This is a genomic window from Streptomyces sp. NPDC059201 (genome assembly GCF_042754585.1).
Classification (GTDB): Bacteria; Actinomycetota; Actinomycetes; order Streptomycetales; family Streptomycetaceae; genus Streptomyces.
Window position 1 is genome coordinate 151,251 of record NZ_JBHZBB010000002.1, and the last position, 17,095, is coordinate 168,345.

The following is a 17,095-nucleotide window of genomic DNA, read 5'->3' on the forward strand; positions in this document are numbered from 1 at the left end:
TCCGGGACGGAGGTCCATGACCCGCCGGGACCAAGGTCCCGACCCCGCTGACGCCTGCCCCGTCCCGGCCGTGCCACACTCGGGACCATGCGCGTCTACCTCGGTTCCGACCACGCCGGCTACGAACTCAAGACCCACCTCGTGCAGTGGCTCACGGCCCACGGCCACGAGCCCGTCGACTGCGGTCCCCACATCTACGACGCCCTCGACGACTACCCGCCGTTCTGCCTGCGCGCCGCCGAGAAGACGGCCGCCGACGCGGACAGCCTCGGCATCGTCATCGGCGGCTCCGGCAACGGCGAGCAGATCGCCGCCAACAAGGTCAAGGGCGTCCGTGCCGCCCTCGCCTGGAGCGAGCAGACCGCCGCCCTCGGCCGCGAGCACAACAACGCCAACGTCGTCGCCGTCGGCGCCCGCATGCACACCGAGGAGGAGGCGACGAAGTTCGTCGAGATCTTCCTCTCCACCCCCTACTCGGGTGACGAGCGCCACACCCGCCGCATCGAGATGCTGAGCGCGTACGAGACCACCGGCGAGCTCCCCGCGATCCCGGCCCACCACCCGCAGGAGCCCACCGCCTGATGCCCGAAGGGCACACCATCCACCGGCTGGCCGCCGACCACCGTGAACGGTTCGGCGGCCGGCCCGTGCGCGTCTCCAGCCCCCAGGGCAAGTTCTCCGACTCCGCCGCCCTGCTCGACGGCTCCGTCCTGGAGACCACCGAGGCCCACGGCAAGCACCTCTTCCTCGGCTTCCCGCGCGACGAGTGGATCCACATCCACCTCGGCCTCTTCGGCAAGGTCGGCTTCGGCGACGCCCCCGCGCCCCCGCCGACCGACACCGTCCGGCTGCGCCTGACGAACCCCGAGTCGTACGTCGACCTCCGGGGCCCCACCACCTGCGCGCTCCTCACCGACGCCGAGAAGCAGGCGATACACGCCCGCCTCGGCCCGGACCCCCTCCGCCCCGCCGACGGCCCCGACGCCGCCTGGCGCCGCGTCTCGAAGTCCCGCACGACGATCGCCGCCCTGCTCATGGACCAGAAGGTCATCGCCGGCGTCGGCAACGTCTACCGCGCCGAGGTCCTCTTCCGCCACGGCATCGACCCGTACCGCGCGGGCAGGGACCTGACGGCGGGGGAGTGGACCGCGATCTGGGACGACCTCAGGGCCCTCATGCGCGAAGGCGTCCGCCTCAACCGCATCGACACCGTCCGCCCCGAGCACACCCCCGAGGCGATGAACCGCCCACCGAGAGTGGACGACCACGGCGGCGAGGTCTACGTCTACCGCCGCGCGAACATGCCCTGCCACCTCTGCGGCACCGAAATCCGCACAGCAGACCTGGCAGCCAGAAACCTCTTCTGGTGCCCCACCTGCCAGCACCGCTGACGCGGCGCCGCCCCCGTTGTGGGCATGAGTTCCGCCTGGGGGTCCCCCCTGGACGAAGTCCTTGGGGGAGGAACGGGTGGGCACAACGCCCCCAGGGCGACGCCCGACCCGTACCGCGCCCACCCCTAGAACCCGTGCGGCAACCAGGGCGCGACATCGGACCCGAACGCAACAGACGCCTCCGCGAGCGCGCCCGCCCGCAGCTCGGTGACGCGCCCCGCGCCCGCAAGCGCCGCCAGGGACGTACCCCCCAGGTACACCGCCCCCAACTCCCGCACGGACAAGGCAAGATCAGCCGCATCAGCCGTACGCGTACACACCGCTCCCTTCGCGTCCCCCGACAGCCTCCACCGCCCCGCGTTCCAAGGACAGAACGCGTCCTCGACCTCGAACACGACCTCCACCGGCGCCCGGTACGTCCGCGCCTCCAGCGCCGCCCCCACGTCCACCAGCCGTACGAACAGCCCCTCCCGCACCGTCGGTTCGCACCGCCGCACGTCCGAGACGAGGTGCGTCCAGGCCGCGTCCACGGGCGAACTGTTCACCCGCACCTTCCCCGTCAGGTCCACCGAGCACAGGAACCGCCACAGCGCCGCCTCCGCCGCCCCGTCGAGCCCCAGCAGCTCGTGCACGGTCACCGAACCGTCCGCGCCCGCCCAGCTCCACTCCGGCTTGATCGCGTAGTACGCGTACCCCACGACCTCCCCGCCGCGCTCCGCCACCACGCACAGCCGCGCCGAGGACCCCTCCCGCGAACCCGGCGGGTCGACCAGCGGCAGCCGCTCCCAGCCGGGCCGCCGGGCCAGCATCCCGGGCCGGCGCGGCACCACACGCGCGTACACCGCCTCCGTCGCCGCCGAGGACTCCGCCACCGCCACCATCCGCAGCGACACCGCGTCCGTCCCGGCCGGCACGTCGAGCCGCACCCGGGCCGTGTCGATCACCGCCCGCTGCGTCCAGGTCGCCGCCGCGTAACCGAACCGCCCGTAGATGACCGCCTCCGAGGCCGTCAGCACGGCCAGCGGCTCACCCAGCGCCCGTACGTCGTCGAGCTGCCGCCGCATCATCGCCGTCAGCATCCCCTGCCGGCGATGCGTCCCGGCCACGCTCACCATCGTGACGCCGGCGGCCGGCACCGAGGCACCGCCCGGCACGGTCAGCCGGAACGAGAACGCCCCCGCCGTCGCCACCGCCCGCGCGCCGTCCCAGACCGCCAGGGACCGCTCGCACTCGGTCAGGTCCCGCCACAGCGCCCGCTCCTCCGGCTCCTCCGGCACACCGCCGAAAGCGAGCTCCAGCGCCTCGAACCAGCGATCCCACTCGGACGGGTCGAGCACCCGCAGTTCAGTCGTCATATGCCATCGATATCAGCGGCCCGCGCCCGAGGCGACCCGATTTCGCGCACCTTGTCACAGGGGTACCCCTGCACGGGACCGGCACGGGTGGATAGGGTCCAGGCCAATGGCCCACCACGGAGTGAACACGTACGCGGCCCGGCTGCGCAGGCGCGCCCACCGGGCCCGCGTCGCGCTGCGCCGGACCGGCGTCGACTACTTCCGCGGCGGCGCCTCCGACCGCCTCGCCTTCGCGGGGCTCCTCCTCACCATCCCCGCCATCGTCGGCGGCACCGTCCTCGACCCGGTCTGGTGCTCGCCCGCCGCCCTCGTCCTGCCGATCGTGGCGGGCGGGCTGCTGCTGCGTCCCGCCAGCCTCCTCGGCCTGTACGCGGCGGCCGCCGGCGGCCTGATCGTCGAGTCCGCGATCCTCGGCCCGTACGGCGAGGGTCCCGCCCGCGTCACCCCCGGCACCGTCCTGGTGGTCGCCGCCTGCGGCCTCTTCGGCCTGCTCATCGCCCAGTTCCGGGCCCGGGTCGGCGTGCCCTGGCGGCGCGGCGGCACCATGCTCTTCGACCTGCGCGAACGCCTCCGGGTGCAGAGCGCCCTGCCCCGGCTGCCGCGCGGCTGGCACCGCGAGATGGCGCTCCGCCCGGCCGGCGGCCAGTCCTTCTCCGGCGACTTCGTCGTCGCCGCCCGCACCCACGGCGGCCGCACCCTGGAGGTCGTCCTCACCGACGTCTCCGGCAAGGGCATGGACGCCGCCTCCCGCTCCCTGCTGCTCTCCGGCGCCTTCGGCGGCCTCCTCGGCTCGCTCCCGCCGCACGGCTTCCTGCCCGCCGCCAACGGCTACCTGCTCCGGCAGAACTGGGACGAGGGCTTCGCCACCTCCATCCACCTCGTCCTCGACCTGGACTCCGGCGACTACGAACTCTTCTCCGCCGGCCACCTGCCCGCCCTCCAGCTCCACTCCGGCACCGGCCGCTGGGAGGAGAAGGACGGCGACGGCCCCCTCCTCGGCGTCTACGACGGCGCCGAGTTCCACCCGGTCAAGGGCACCCTGCACGCCGGCGACGTCCTGATGCTCTTCACCGACGGCCTCGTCGAGGCCGCCGACCGGGACCTCGCCGAGGGCATCGACCGCCTCACCGGAGAGGCCGACCGCTGCGTCTCCGGCGGCTTCGAGGGCGTCGCCTGGCACCTGATCGAAGCGGTCGCCAAGGACGTCAACGACGACCGCGCGCTCCTCCTCATCTCGCGCCCCGCCTGAACCTTTCCGCCCTCCTGCGTGTCCCACGATTCGTCACCCGCCGCAGAGGGCAAAGGGGTTGGTGGCACGATGGAGGCGCGGGGGTGTCCGGATGCACACCTCGTGCTGGGCGGGACCGACCGAGGGTGTGATCAGTTGTGGCCATTTCACTGTCTGTGGTGTTGCTGTTGGCGATCGTCCTCGTGGTGCTGATCCGCGGTGGCAGCCTCAAGGGCGGCCCTGCCGTGATCGCCGTCCTCTTCGGCTTCTTCCTCGCCTCCACGGGCATGGCCGACGACATCCAGCGCTTCCTGGACTCGATAACCCAGACGATCGGCTCCATCAAGTTCTGACGGACCTGACGGACCTGATACGGCTCCGATACGGACCCCGACGGAAACGGCTCCGGGCCCGGTCCCTCGAGAGAGGAACCGGGCCCGGAGCCGTACACAGAGCGGGCGACGGGAATCGAACCCGCGTAGCTAGTTTGGAAGACTAGGGCTCTACCATTGAGCTACGCCCGCACAGGACGCGTCGCAGGCCGGAAAGGCCGCGGCACGGACAGCATCGTAGCCGGTCCGGAGCGGTCCGTGCACGCCCCCGGAAAGAGGGGGCGTCACAGCGTCCCCGTACATGTACCCTACGTGTCGCACCGACGGGGTGTGGCGCAGCTTGGTAGCGCGTCCGCTTTGGGAGCGGAAGGCCGTGGGTTCAAATCCCGCCACCCCGACCAGCTTGATCCTCTTGAATCCCCCGCGGCCCCGACCTCGCGGGTTCTTGATCACGTTGTGGGCCGGATCCCACGTGCGGTTACTATGCAAGCTGCGTGCCCGTGTGTCTTTCTGACCGGGCCCATCGGCCGGAACCGCCCCGCGCGGCCCGTCCGGAATCCCTGAATCAGCCACCAAGGAGACCGAACCGTGAAGAGCGCCGTGGAGACCCTGAACCCGACTCGGGTTCGGCTCACTGTCGAGGTGCCCTTCGAGGAGCTCAAGGACAGCCTCGACGCGGCGTACAAGAAGATCAACCAGCAGGTCACGGTCAAGGGCTTCCGCAAGGGCAAGATCCCCGCGCGCGTCATCGACCAGCGCTTCGGCCGCGGCGCCGTGCTGGAGGAGGCCGTCAACGACGCGCTCCCGAAGTTCTACACCGAGGCCGTGAACGAGGCCGAGGTCAACCCGCTGGGCCAGCCCGAGGTCGACATCACGGAGCTGAAGGACGGCGAGCTGCTCTCCTTCACCGCCGAGGTCGACGTCCGCCCCGCCATCGAGATCCCGGACTACTCCGGCATCGAGGTCGAGGTCGACGCCATCGAGGTCACCGACGAGGACATCGAGAAGTCCGTGGAGCAGCTCCGCGAGCGCTTCGCCTCCACCAACCCGGTCGAGCGCGCCGCCGCCGAGGGCGACGTCGTGACCGTGGACCTGACCGCGAAGGTCGACGGCGAGGTGCTGCCCGACGGCATCGCCGACGGCGTCTCGTACACCATCGGCTCCGGCGAGCTGCTCGACGGCATCGACGCCGCCGTCACCGGCCTGGAGGCCGGCGGCGAGGCCACCTTCGCCTCGGAGCTGAAGGGCGGCTCGGCCGCGGGCAAGGAGGCCGAGGTCACCGTCAAGGTCACCGCCGTCGCCGCCCGCGAGCTGCCCGAGCTGGACGACGAGTTCGCGCAGATGGCGTCGGAGTTCGACACCCTCGACGAGCTCAAGGCCGACAGCCGCAAGCGCCTCGAGAACATGAAGCAGTTCGACCAGGCCACCCAGGCCCAGGAGCGCGTCCTGGAGAAGTTCCTGGAGCTGGCGGAGATCCCCGTCCCCGAGAAGCTGCTCGAGGACGAGGTCAACACCCGCAAGCACAACCTGGAGCACCACCAGCTCGGCCAGATGGGCCTGAGCCTGGAGAAGTACCTGGAGCTCCAGGGCAAGACGGTCGAGGAGTTCGAGGCCGAGACCAAGGAGCAGGCGGTCAAGGGCATCAAGACCCAGTTCCTCCTCGACGAGCTCGTCTCCAAGGAGGAGCTGAACGTCGAGCAGGAGGAGCTCACCGAGCACCTGTTCCGCCGTGCCGCCTCCTCCGGCATGTCCCCCGACCAGTTCGCCCAGGCCGTCGTCCAGGGCGGCCAGGTGCCGATGCTGGTCGGCGAGGTCGCCCGCGGCAAGGCCCTCGCGGTCGTCGTCGAGGCCGCCAAGGTCGTCGACACCAACGGTGAGGTCGTCGACCTCTCCGACGACGAGGACGAGGTCGAGGCCGCCGCCGAGACGGTCGAGGCCGTCACCGGCGAGGCCGAGGTCGCCGAGGAGAAGTAGGCCCCACCAGGCCGACGCCGAGGCCCGCGCCTCGCGCGCTCCGTATCGCGCCACGGGCCCGGACGCACTGCTGTGCGGCCGGGCCCGTGGACGTACGCGGACCCTTTACACGCGGCCGACCACCTTGCGCTCCCAGCGAACAGTTCGGGAACCGGGATGGCGTTGTCCTACCTGCGCGTTAGGGTCCATGGATACGGGGGCACTGCCCTCTGAACGAGACGCTGAGACGGCCCGGTGCCGTCGGAGACGAGCAGGTGGATACGTGACGAATCTGAAGCCTTACGCCGCGGGTGAGCCGTCCATCGGTGGTGGCCTCGGCGACCATGTCTACAACCGGCTGCTCGGCGAGCGCATCATCTTCCTCGGCCAGCAGGTCGACGACGAGATCGCCAACAAGATCACCGCCCAGATGCTCCTCCTGGCCGCCGACCCGGAGAAGGACATCTTCCTGTACATCAACAGCCCCGGTGGCTCCGTGACGGCCGGCATGGCCGTCTACGACACCATGCAGTACATCCCCAACGACGTCGTGACCATCGGTATGGGCATGGCGGCCTCGATGGGCCAGTTCCTGCTCACCGGCGGCACCCCCGGCAAGCGCTTCGCGCTGCCGAACACCGACATCCTGATGCACCAGGGCTCCGCCGGCATCGGCGGCACCGCCTCCGACATCAAGATCCAGGCCGAGTACCTCCTTCGTACGAAGAAGCGCATGGCCGAGATCACCGCGCACCACTCCGGCCAGACCGTCGAGGCGATCATCCGCGACGGCGACCGTGACCGCTGGTTCACCGCGGAGGAGGCCAAGGACTACGGCCTCATCGACGACATCATCACGCACGCCGCGGGTGTTCCGGGCGGCGGCGGCACGGGCGCCTGAGCGTCGCCGGCCCGCCGAAGAGCCCCAGCCCCCCGCCGAACGCCACCAGGACGGTGAACACCCAGATGCAGAACAACCTCTCCCCGAGCGGCCTCTACACCGGCGCGCCGATGGACAACCGCTATGTCGTCCCCCGCTTCGTCGAGCGCACCTCGCAGGGCATCCGCGAGTACGACCCGTACGCGAAGCTGTTCGAGGAGCGCGTGATCTTCCTCGGCGTGCAGATCGACGACGCGTCGGCCAACGACGTCATGGCGCAGCTGCTGTGCCTGGAGTCGATGGACCCGGACCGCGACATCTCGATCTACATCAACAGCCCCGGCGGCTCCTTCACCGCGCTGACGGCGATCTACGACACGATGCAGTTCGTGAAGCCGGACATCCAGACGGTCTGCATGGGCCAGGCGGCCTCCGCCGCGGCCGTGCTCCTCGCCGCCGGCACCCCCGGCAAGCGGATGGCCCTGCCGAACGCCCGTGTGCTGATCCACCAGCCCTCCGGCGGCACCGGCCGCGAGCAGCTCTCCGACCTGGAGATCGCCGCCAAGGAGATCCTGCGGATGCGCGACCAGCTGGAGACCATGCTGGCCAAGCACTCCACGACGCCGATCGAGAAGATCCGCGACGACATCGAGCGCGACAAGATCCTGACGGCCGAGGACGCCCTCGCGTACGGCCTGATCGACCAGATCGTCTCGACCCGCAAGAGCACGGCCGCCGCGGCGCACTGACGCCCGACCTTCCCCTGGCACGGGGTGCGTGGCCGAATCGCGACCATGTGAACCGTGCCAAGGGGGGCCCGAACGGGGGGCCCGGCAAGGTACCGTCGAATATGAGGCACCAGGAGTCGCTGAACCAGGCGCTCCCAGGCGAAGGGGAAGCACCTCGTGGCACGCATCGGTGATGGCGGCGACCTGCTCAAGTGCTCGTTCTGCGGAAAGAGCCAGAAGCAGGTGAAGAAGCTCATCGCGGGACCCGGTGTGTACATCTGCGACGAGTGCATCGACCTCTGCAACGAGATCATCGAAGAGGAACTCGCGGAGACGAGCGAGGTGCGCTGGGAGGAACTCCCCAAGCCCCGCGAGATCTACGAGTTCCTGGAGGGCTACGTCGTCGGCCAGGAGCCGGCGAAGAAGGCCCTCTCGGTCGCTGTGTACAACCACTACAAGCGCGTCCAGGCCGGCGAGAACGGCGGCGGGGCGGGCCGTGACGACGCCATCGAACTGGCGAAGTCCAACATCCTGCTGCTGGGCCCCACGGGCTCCGGCAAGACGCTCCTCGCGCAGACGCTGGCGCGGATGCTCAACGTCCCGTTCGCCATCGCCGACGCGACGGCGCTGACGGAGGCCGGCTATGTCGGCGAGGACGTCGAGAACATCCTGCTCAAGCTGATCCAGGCCGCGGACTACGACGTCAAGAAGGCCGAGACCGGCATCATCTACATCGACGAGATCGACAAGGTCGCCCGTAAGAGCGAAAACCCGTCGATCACGCGCGACGTCTCCGGCGAGGGCGTGCAGCAGGCCCTCCTGAAGATCCTGGAGGGCACCACGGCCTCCGTCCCGCCGCAGGGCGGCCGGAAGCACCCGCACCAGGAGTTCATCCAGATCGACACGACGAACGTGCTCTTCATCGTGGGCGGCGCCTTCGCCGGCCTGGAGAAGATCATCGAGTCGCGGGCGGGCGCCAAGGGCATCGGCTTCGGGGCGACCATCCGCTCCAAGCGCGAGATCGAGGCGAGCGACCAGTTCCAGGAGGTCATGCCGGAGGACCTGGTGAAGTTCGGGATGATCCCCGAGTTCATCGGCCGTCTCCCCGTCATCACCTCGGTCCACAACCTGGACCGCGAGGCGCTCCTCAAGATCCTGGTCGAGCCGCGCAACGCGCTGGTGAAGCAGTACCAGCGCCTCTTCGAACTCGACGGCGTGGAGCTGGACTTCGACCGTCCGGCCCTGGAGGCCATCGCCGACCAGGCCATCCTCCGCGGCACCGGCGCGCGCGGCCTGCGCGCCATCATGGAGGAGGTCCTCCAGTCGGTGATGTACGAGGTCCCCTCCCGCAAGGACGTGGCCCGCGTCGTCATCACGGCGGACGTCGTCCGCAACAACGTGAACCCGACCCTGGTCCCCAGGATCGTCAAGAACGACGGCCGCCACGAGAAGTCGGCGTAGCGGCAGGCACGAAGAAGGGGCGCCCCCACCGGACCGGCGGGGGCGCCCCTTCGTGTGTCTACCGGTGCGTCAGATCTTGACGCGGACTTCCTTGCGGAGCTTGGCGGCGATGGCGGCGACGTCTTCGATGGTTCCGCCCTTGCCGGTCATCATGTCGGCCAGGTTGAAGTGCGTCACGTAGGCGAGCGTGCTGTGGTCGCCCCAGACGCAGAAGGGCATGGTGACCTCCTTGGGGCCGAGGCCCCCGGACTCCTCGCCCGTCGGCGCCTTGACCTCCTGGCACTTCAGCACGGCGCCCTCGAATCCCTCGGGCGTGACCGTCCTGGGCTCGCCGACCAGCTGGCCCTTCTCCTTCGGGTCCTTCTCGGCCTCGATCTCAGCCTTCATACCGGCGAAGACGTTGTCGACGGTCTTCTCCGGGTCCGCGATCTCGCCGTACGCGCCACCGAACGCCAGCATCTTGCCGGCGAGCGGGTTGCTCTCGTCCTTCGTCTGCCACGAAGCGTTGGCGCGCTGGGCCCCCTTGACGCCGTACCCCTCCGCGTCCTTGATGAAGTCGTCCTCGGTCGACTGCTTGCCCTCGTCCGGCGCCTTCTTGTACTCGCCCAGCACCGTCTCCGGCGTCACCAGCTTGTGCGGGCCGTCGTTCGCGACGTCGGCGCCGCCACCGCCGCCGATCACGAAGTACGCGCCGACCGCGATCGCCGCCACGACGGCCACCGCGCCGATGATCAGCGGGGACTTGCTCTTCTTCGGGGCCGGGGGGTGGGGCACGTAGCCGCCGGGGGTCTGCGGGGCGCCGTACTGGGGCTGCTGGCCGTAGGGGTTGGGCTGCTGCTGGGGGTAGCCGTACGGCGGCTGCTGCTGCGGCGGCACGCCCTGCGGGGCCTGCTGGGGGTAGCCGTAACCGGGCTGCGGCGCCTGCGGCTGGCCGTACGGGCCGGGCTGCTGGCCGTAGGGCCCGGGCTGCTGCGGCTGCTGGCCGCCGTACGGACCCGGCTGGTTGTAGCTCATCGACTGCTTCCCCTCACAGGACGTTTATGCGTAGCGAACATCCTGTCGGAAGCGATCAGGTGATGGAGCGGTGGGGGTCACACCGTTACGGAACAATCGCGTTTCGGGACAGAGCCGCGACCCCCCTAAACTGGGCCCGTGACCGAGAACACTCAGCAGCAGACAGCGCCCACCACCGAACTGCCGACCCAGTACACGCCGGCCGAGGTAGAGGGGCCGCTGTACGAGCGCTGGGTGGAGCGGGGGTACTTCGAGGCGGACGCGAAGAGCGAGAAGCCGGCGTACACGATCGTCATCCCGCCGCCGAACGTCACCGGCTCGCTCCACCTGGGCCACGCCTTCGAGCACACGCTGATCGACGCCCTCACCCGCCGCAAGCGCATGCAGGGTTTCGAGACGCTGTGGCAGCCCGGCATGGACCACGCCGGCATCGCCACCCAGAACGTCGTCGAGCGCGAGCTCGCCAAGGAGGGCAAGTCCCGCCACGACCTGGGCCGCGAGGCGTTCGTCGAGCGCGTCTGGGAGTGGAAGGCCGAGTCCGGCGGTCAGATCGCCGGCCAGATGCGCCGCCTCGGCGAGGGCCTGGCCTGGAGCCGGGACCGCTTCACCATGGACGAGGGCCTGTCCCGCGCCGTCCAGACCGTCTTCAAGAAGATGTTCGACGACGGCCTGATCTACCGCGCCGAGCGCATCATCAACTGGTGCCCGCGCTGCCTGACGGCCATCTCGGACATCGAGGTGGACTACCAGGAGGACGACGGCGAGCTCGTCTCCATGAAGTACGGCGACGGGGACGACACCATCGTCGTCGCCACGACCCGCGCGGAGACGATGCTCGGCGACACCGCCGTCGCCGTCCACCCCGACGACGAGCGGTACGCCCACCTGATCGGCAGGCGGATCAAGCTGCCGCTGACCGACCGTACGATCCCGGTCGTCGCCGACACCCACGTCGACCCGGAGTTCGGCACCGGCGCCGTCAAGGTGACCCCGGCGCACGACCCGAACGACTTCGCCATCGGCCAGCGCCACGGCCTGGAGTCCATCGAGGTCCTCGACGAGCGCGGCATCATCACCGTCCACGGTCCCTTCCAGGGCCTGGACCGTTTCGAGGCCCGTTCCGCGATCGTCGCCGCCCTGCGCGCCGACGGCCGGATCGTCGCCGAGAAGCGCCCGTACGTCCACTCCGTCGGCCACTGCTCGCGCTGCAAGACGACGCTGGAACCGCGCCTGTCGCTCCAGTGGTGGGTCAAGGTCGAGACGCTGGCCAAGGCCGCCGGCGACGCGGTCCGAGATGGCCAGGTGAACATTCACCCGGCCGACATGTCGCAGCGCTACTTCGACTGGGTCGACAACCTCAACGACTGGTGCATCTCGCGCCAGCTGTGGTGGGGCCACCGCATCCCCGTCTGGCACGGCCCGAACGGCGAGCTGGTCTGCGTCGGCCCCGACGACGAGGCGCCCACGGGCGAGGGCTGGACGCAGGACACCGACGTCCTCGACACGTGGTTCTCCTCCGGCCTGTGGCCGTTCTCCACGCTCGGCTGGCCGGAGCGGACCCCGGACCTGGAGAAGTTCTACCCGAACTCCGTCCTGGTCACCGGCTACGACCTCATGTTCTTCTGGGTCGCCCGGATGATGATGTTCGGCCTGTACGCGATGGACGGCCAGCCGCCGTTCCGCACGATCGCCTTCCACGGCATGGTCCGCGACGAGTTCGGCAAGAAGATGTCGAAGTCGTTCGGAAACACGGTCAACCCGCTGGACTGGATGGACAAGTACGGCTCCGACGCCCTGCGCTTCACCCTGGCCAAGGGCGCCAACCCCGGCGTCGACGTCCCGATCGGCGAGGACTGGGTCCAGGCGTCCCGGAACTTCGCCAACAAGATCTGGAACGCGACCCGCTTCGCGATGATGAACGGCGCCACGGTCGAGGGCCCGCTGCCGGACGTCGCGGACATGTCGGCGACCGACCGCTGGATCCTCTCGCGGCTGAACAAGGTCGTCGCCGAGGCGGACGCCTTCTACGACGACTACCAGTTCGCGAAGCTCGCCGACGCCCTCTACCACTTCGCGTGGGACGAGGTCTTCGACTGGTACGTCGAGCTGTCCAAGACGACCTTCTTCGACGGCGGCGAGCAGGCCAAGGTCTCGGCCCGCGTCCTCGGCGAGGTCCTCGACGTCACCCTGCGCATGCTGCACCCGATCGTCCCCTTCGTCACCGACACCCTGTGGACCACCCTCACCGGCGGCGAGTCCCTCGTCGTCGCGGACTGGCCGAAGGACAGCGGCTTCCGCGACGAGGCCGCGGAGAAGGAGATCGAGCTGGTCCAGCAGGTCGTCACCGAGGTCCGCCGGTTCCGTTCCGACCAGGGCCTCCAGCCCGGCCAGAAGGTCCCGGCCCGCCTGGACGTCACCGGCACCGCGCTGGCCCCGCACGAGGCGGCCATCCGCCAACTGCTGCGCCTCCAGCCGGAGGGCGAGGGCTTCTCCGCCACCGCCTCCCTGCCGGTCGCCGGCGCCGAGGTCGCGCTCGACCTGTCCGGCACCATCGACGTCGCCGCCGAGCGCAAGCGCCTCGCGAAGGACCTCGCCGCCGCCGAGAAGGAGAAGGCCCAGGCCGAGGCCAAGCTCGGCAACGAGGCGTTCCTGGCGAAGGCGCCCGACAACGTCGTGGACAAGATCAAGGGCCGGCTGGCCAAGGCGGACGAGGACATCGCCCGCATCCAGTCCCAGCTGGACCGCCTGCCGCAGGCGTAGCCCGTACGGAGGAAGGGCCCGGGACCGCCACGGTCCCGGGCCCTTCCGCGTGTCCGGCGTCCGGCCCCCGGGGCGGGCCACGGGAACCCGGACGAAGTGCCTGATCTCACAGCAGACGGGACTTCAGGTCCACGGCGTCGGGACCAAGGACCCTGGATGATGGAGGCATGTTCCGCCTCCCCGCCGTGCCCGCGCTGCGCCGCTGTGTGGACCGGTGGGCCGTCTCGCCCCGCGCCCTGGACGTCGTCACGGCGCTCAGCGCCTTCGCCCTGATGGTGCTGGACGTGCCCGGACTCGCCCGGGCGGACAACTCCCTCACCGGCGTCACCGCCACCCTGGTCCTCGCCGCGGGCGCCGCGACCCTGGTGCTGCGCCGCCGGGCGCCCTGGGTGCCGTACCTCGTCGCGCTCGGACTGCTGGGCTGGCTCCACGAGCTCACCATGATCCAGTTCGCGCTGTACTCGATCGGGCGCTTCCGGGGCCGCCGGGCCGCGATCGTCGCGACCCTCCTCTACGTGGCGGTCGCGTACGCCTACTTCCACACGCCCGGCTGGCCCGTCCGGCACGGCGCCACGCTGAGCGACTTCCTCAGCCTGGTCATCCCCATCGGCGTGCTCGCCTCGGGCGTCGGCATCGCCGCGTACCGCCAGGACCTCGTCCGCGCCCTGGAGGTCCAGCGGCGCGACGCCGCCGCCCGGCAGGCCGTCCAGGACGAGCGCATCCAGGTCGGGCGGGACGTCCACGACCTCGTCGGGCGCGAGCTGACCGTGCTCGCGGTGCGGGCCGAGGTGCTCTCCGTACGGGCCCGGGGCGACGCCCACCAGAAGGACTTCGAGGAGCTGGCCGACACCGCCCGGCGCGCCCACCTCATGCTCAACGAGACCATCGTCCGGCGCGCCGACCGGGAGGGTGCCACGCCAGGACTGGAGGGCCTCGCCGACCTGGCCGCCGAGAGCGAGCGGATGGGCGGCCCCGTGGAGCTGGACGTGGCCGCGGCCGTGAAGGCGCTCTCGCCGCTGCGGCAGGCCGCGGTCTACCGGGTGGTCCAGGAGTGCCTGACGAACGCCGCGAAGCACGCGCCGGGCCTGCCGGTGCGGGTCGGGATCGGCGTCGAGGGCCCGGACCTGTGGATCGAGGTCCGCAACCCGCTCCCGAAGACCCCGCCGGACCGCGCCCCCGTCTCCACCGGCACCGGCCTCGTCTCGATGCGCGAACGCGTCTCCAGCATGGGCGGCACCCTCACGGCGGGGGAGGAGGACGACACCTACGCGGTCCGGGCGACCCTCCCGTCGGGCCTCGGCCGCTGAGCCCGCGTGTCCGGTACGGACCGGACCCCGCCCCGTACGGCCTAACGCGCCGATTCCGCCTTGCCCAGGACCCGCTGGAGGCCGTCGAAGTCCTCCACGCAGCGGCCCGAGCCCAGGGCCACGCAGTCGAGCGGGGCGTCGGCCACGGAGACCGGGATGCCGGTGGCCGAGGCCAGCCTGAGGTCGAGGGCCGGGAGGAGGGCTCCCCCGCCGGTCAGGGTGATGCCGTGTTCCATCACGTCGCCGGACAGCTCCGGCGGGCACTCCTCCAGGGTCACCCGGACCGCCGCGACGACCGCCTCCACCGGCTCGTCCAGGGCATGCCGGACCTCGGGGACGGTCAGCTCCACCGTCTGCGGCAGGCCGCCGACCTTCTCCCGGCCGCGCACGGTGAAGGTGCGCCGCTCGAACTCCTCGTCGCCCGGCACCGGCCACGCCGAGCCGATCGCCACCTTCACGTCCTCCGCCGTCCGCTCCCCGATGAGCAGCGAGTGCTCCTTGCGGACGTAGTCGGTGATCGCCGCGTCGAACCGGTCGCCGCCGACCCGCAGCGACTGCGCGGTGACGATGCCCCCGAGCGAGATCACCGCCACCTCGGTCGTCCCGCCGCCGATGTCGACCACCATCGAGCCGCGCGGGTCGGAGACCGGCAGGCCCGCCCCGATCGCCGCCGCCATCGGCTCCTCGATGAGGTGGACGGCCCGCGCGCCCGCCGAGATCGAGGCGTGCACGATCGCCCGCCGCTCGACCGGCGTCACCCCGCTCGGCACGCACACGACCATCCGGGTCCGCGGCCGGCGCCGCCCCGGCACAGCCTTGCGGACGAAGTGCCGGATCATCTCCTCGGCCGCCTCGTAGTCGCTGATCACGCCGTCCCGCAGGGGCCGGATCGCGGTGATCGACCCCGGGGTCCTGCCGATCGTCTCCTTCGCCTCGGCGCCGACCGCGAGCGCGTGCCGCGAGCCCTCCTGGACCGCCACCACGGACGGCTCGTTGAGCACGATGCCCTGCCCGCGCGCGTAGAGGAGGGTGTTGGCCGTGCCGAGATCGATGCCTATGTCCATGATCGCCAAGTTTGCCGCGCCGCCCCGGCGGACGGCGGACCGAAGGTCCCGAAAGGGGTGGGTCCATGGTCCTGTCGGTGGGTCTCCGTAGACTTGGGTCCGTGAGTGACCCGAGCGACCCGCGCGACCACGCCGACCACACCGACGACGGCTTCGACGACATCGTCGGCGAAGCGACCGATCGCGACCCCGACCTGGCGGTGATCGAGGCCGGCAGCCGCACCCTGCGCGCGCAGGCCGGACCGCCGCTGGGCGACCCCGTGCCCACCCGCCCCGAGGACCCGGAGCTGGACAAGGCGCTCCGCGAGGTCGAGACCGAGCTCTCGACCCGCTGGGGCGAGACCAAGCTGGAGCCGTCGGTCAAGCGGATCGCGGCCCTGATGGACGTGCTGGGCGAGCCGCAGCGCGCGTACCCCTCGATCCACATCACGGGCACCAACGGCAAGACGTCGACGGCCCGCATGATCGAGTCCCTGCTCACCGCCTTCGAGCTGCGCACCGGCCGCTACACCTCGCCGCACGTGCAGACCATCACCGAGCGGATCAGCCTGGACGGCGCCCCGATCTCCGCCGAGCGGTTCATCGAGACCTACCAGGACGTCAAGCCGTACGTGGAGATGGTCGACGCCCGGGAGGAGTACCGCCTCTCCTTCTTCGAGGTCCTCACCGGAATGGCCTACGCGGCCTTCGCCGACGCCCCGGTCGACGCGGCCGTCGTCGAGGTCGGCATGGGCGGCACCTGGGACGCGACGAACGTGATCGACGGCTCCGTCGCCGTCGTCACCCCGATCGACCTGGACCACACCGACCGGCTCGGCGAGACCACCGGCGCGATCGCCGGCGAGAAGTCCGGGATCATCAAGCCCGGCGCGACCGTCATCCTGGCCCAGCAGCCGGTGGACGCCGCCCAGGTCCTCCTCAAGAAGGCCGTCGACGTCGACGCGACCGTGGCCCGCGAGGGCATGGAGTTCGGCCTCGTCTCCCGCGAGGTGGCCGTCGGCGGACAGCTGCTGACGCTGCGTGGGCTCGGCGGCGAGTACGACGGCGTCTTCCTGCCGCTGTACGGCGCCCACATGGCGCACAACGCGGCCGTGGCGCTCGCCGCCGTCGAGGCGTTCTTCGGCATCGGCGCCGAGCACGCCCGCACGCTCGACATCGAGACCGTCCGGCGCGCCTTCGCGCAGACCTCGTCGCCCGGCCGCCTGGAGGTCGTCCGCTCCTCCCCGACGGTCATCCTGGACGCCGCGCACAACCCGCACGGGGCCCGCGCCACCGCCGAGGCCGTCTCCGAGGCGTTCGGCTTCTCCCGGCTCATCGGCGTCGTCTCCACCAGCGGCGACAAGGACGCCCGCGGGCTCCTGGAGGCGTTCGAGCCGATCTTCGCGGAGATCGTCATCACCCAGAACTCCACCGCCCGCGCCACCGACGCCGACACGCTCGCCGCGGTCGCCGTCGAGGTCTTCGGCGAGGACCGGGTCGTCGTCGAGCCCCGGCTGCCCGACGCCCTGGAGGCGGCGATCACGCTCGCCGAGGAGGAGGCCGAGTACGGCGGCGCCGGCGTGCTGGTGACCGGTTCGATCTTCACGGTCGGCGACGCCCGGCTGCTGCTCAAGAGGGGCTGA

At 70.9% G+C, this 17,095-nt stretch carries 14 protein-coding genes and 2 tRNA genes; 12 read left to right on the plus strand and 4 right to left on the minus strand.

The window, feature by feature from the left end; all coding sequences use genetic code 11:
- The first annotated feature begins 87 nt into the window (after positions 1-87).
- Together ACFXMG_RS06530 and ACFXMG_RS06535 are read left to right on the plus strand one after the other, a co-directional pair.
- Complete coding sequence (locus tag ACFXMG_RS06530) at positions 88-582, plus strand: ribose-5-phosphate isomerase (protein ID WP_383821413.1); 495 nt, start codon at positions 88-90, stop codon at positions 580-582.
- A complete protein-coding gene (locus ACFXMG_RS06535; RefSeq protein WP_383821411.1) occupies positions 582-1,391 on the plus strand; it encodes an Fpg/Nei family DNA glycosylase in 810 nt (269 codons plus the stop codon). The genes ACFXMG_RS06530 and ACFXMG_RS06535 overlap by 1 nt, the downstream gene beginning before the upstream one ends.
- Before the next feature lie 125 nt (positions 1,392-1,516).
- Here ACFXMG_RS06535 and ACFXMG_RS06540 read toward each other — a convergent pair whose 3' ends face one another.
- On the minus strand, positions 1,517-2,746 hold the full coding sequence (locus ACFXMG_RS06540) for a GNAT family N-acetyltransferase (protein ID WP_383821408.1): 1,230 nt from the start codon (positions 2,744-2,746) through the stop codon (positions 1,517-1,519).
- 106 nt (positions 2,747-2,852) lie between these two features.
- Here ACFXMG_RS06540 and ACFXMG_RS06545 point away from each other — a divergent pair, with 106 nt between their 5' ends.
- Positions 2,853-3,995 carry a PP2C family protein-serine/threonine phosphatase gene (locus ACFXMG_RS06545; protein WP_383821406.1) on the plus strand — a complete coding sequence of 381 codons (1,143 nt, stop codon included), beginning with the start codon at positions 2,853-2,855 and terminating at the stop codon, positions 3,993-3,995.
- Between the two features lie 137 nt (positions 3,996-4,132).
- Positions 4,133-4,327 (plus strand): hypothetical protein, encoded by a 195-nt coding sequence (locus ACFXMG_RS06550; RefSeq protein WP_189847604.1) that lies wholly within the window; start codon positions 4,133-4,135, stop codon positions 4,325-4,327.
- A 100-nt stretch (positions 4,328-4,427) separates the two neighbouring features.
- On the opposite strand, the gene ACFXMG_RS06555 is transcribed toward ACFXMG_RS06550, so the two are convergent.
- Positions 4,428-4,498, minus strand: a tRNA-Gly gene (locus ACFXMG_RS06555).
- A gap of 132 nt (positions 4,499-4,630) precedes the next feature.
- Here ACFXMG_RS06555 and ACFXMG_RS06560 point away from each other — a divergent pair.
- The 5 genes from ACFXMG_RS06560 (at position 4,631) to clpX (ending at position 9,328) form a co-directional block, all read left to right on the plus strand.
- A tRNA-Pro gene (locus ACFXMG_RS06560) sits at positions 4,631-4,707 on the plus strand.
- A gap of 187 nt (positions 4,708-4,894) precedes the next feature.
- Positions 4,895-6,280 (plus strand): trigger factor, encoded by a 1,386-nt coding sequence (tig, locus tag ACFXMG_RS06565; protein ID WP_383821401.1) that lies wholly within the window; start codon positions 4,895-4,897, stop codon positions 6,278-6,280.
- A gap of 262 nt (positions 6,281-6,542) precedes the next feature.
- On the plus strand, positions 6,543-7,160 hold the full coding sequence (locus tag ACFXMG_RS06570) for an ATP-dependent Clp protease proteolytic subunit (protein WP_043221565.1): 618 nt from the start codon (positions 6,543-6,545) through the stop codon (positions 7,158-7,160).
- A 65-nt stretch (positions 7,161-7,225) separates the two neighbouring features.
- On the plus strand, positions 7,226-7,888 hold the full coding sequence (locus ACFXMG_RS06575; RefSeq protein ID WP_383821502.1) for an ATP-dependent Clp protease proteolytic subunit: 663 nt from the start codon (positions 7,226-7,228) through the stop codon (positions 7,886-7,888).
- A gap of 156 nt (positions 7,889-8,044) precedes the next feature.
- Entirely contained in the window at positions 8,045-9,328 is a 1,284-nt protein-coding gene (gene clpX, locus ACFXMG_RS06580; protein ID WP_360309418.1) for an ATP-dependent Clp protease ATP-binding subunit ClpX, read from the plus strand.
- Positions 9,329-9,397: 69 nt separating this feature from the next.
- Here clpX and ACFXMG_RS06585 read toward each other — a convergent pair whose 3' ends face one another.
- Positions 9,398-10,342, minus strand: a complete 945-nt coding sequence (locus ACFXMG_RS06585) for a hypothetical protein (protein WP_383821398.1) — start codon at positions 10,340-10,342, stop codon at positions 9,398-9,400.
- Positions 10,343-10,480: 138 nt separating this feature from the next.
- Between ACFXMG_RS06585 and ACFXMG_RS06590 the strand changes: the two genes are divergently transcribed.
- Together ACFXMG_RS06590 and ACFXMG_RS06595 are read left to right on the plus strand one after the other, a co-directional pair.
- The gene (locus tag ACFXMG_RS06590; RefSeq protein WP_383821395.1) at positions 10,481-13,102 is read left to right on the plus strand and encodes a valine--tRNA ligase; all 2,622 of its coding nucleotides are present in this window, start codon (positions 10,481-10,483) and stop codon (positions 13,100-13,102) included.
- Between the two features lie 167 nt (positions 13,103-13,269).
- Positions 13,270-14,409, plus strand: a complete 1,140-nt coding sequence (locus ACFXMG_RS06595; RefSeq protein WP_383821392.1) for a sensor histidine kinase — start codon at positions 13,270-13,272, stop codon at positions 14,407-14,409.
- A gap of 41 nt (positions 14,410-14,450) precedes the next feature.
- Here ACFXMG_RS06595 and ACFXMG_RS06600 read toward each other — a convergent pair whose 3' ends face one another.
- Positions 14,451-15,473: a rod shape-determining protein gene (locus ACFXMG_RS06600; RefSeq protein ID WP_383821389.1), complete on the minus strand. Its 1,023-nt coding sequence runs from the start codon at positions 15,471-15,473 to the stop codon at positions 14,451-14,453.
- Between the two features lie 65 nt (positions 15,474-15,538).
- On the opposite strand from ACFXMG_RS06600, the gene ACFXMG_RS06605 reads away from it, so the two are divergent.
- The gene (locus ACFXMG_RS06605) at positions 15,539-17,095 is read left to right on the plus strand and encodes a bifunctional folylpolyglutamate synthase/dihydrofolate synthase (protein WP_383821386.1); all 1,557 of its coding nucleotides are present in this window, start codon (positions 15,539-15,541) and stop codon (positions 17,093-17,095) included.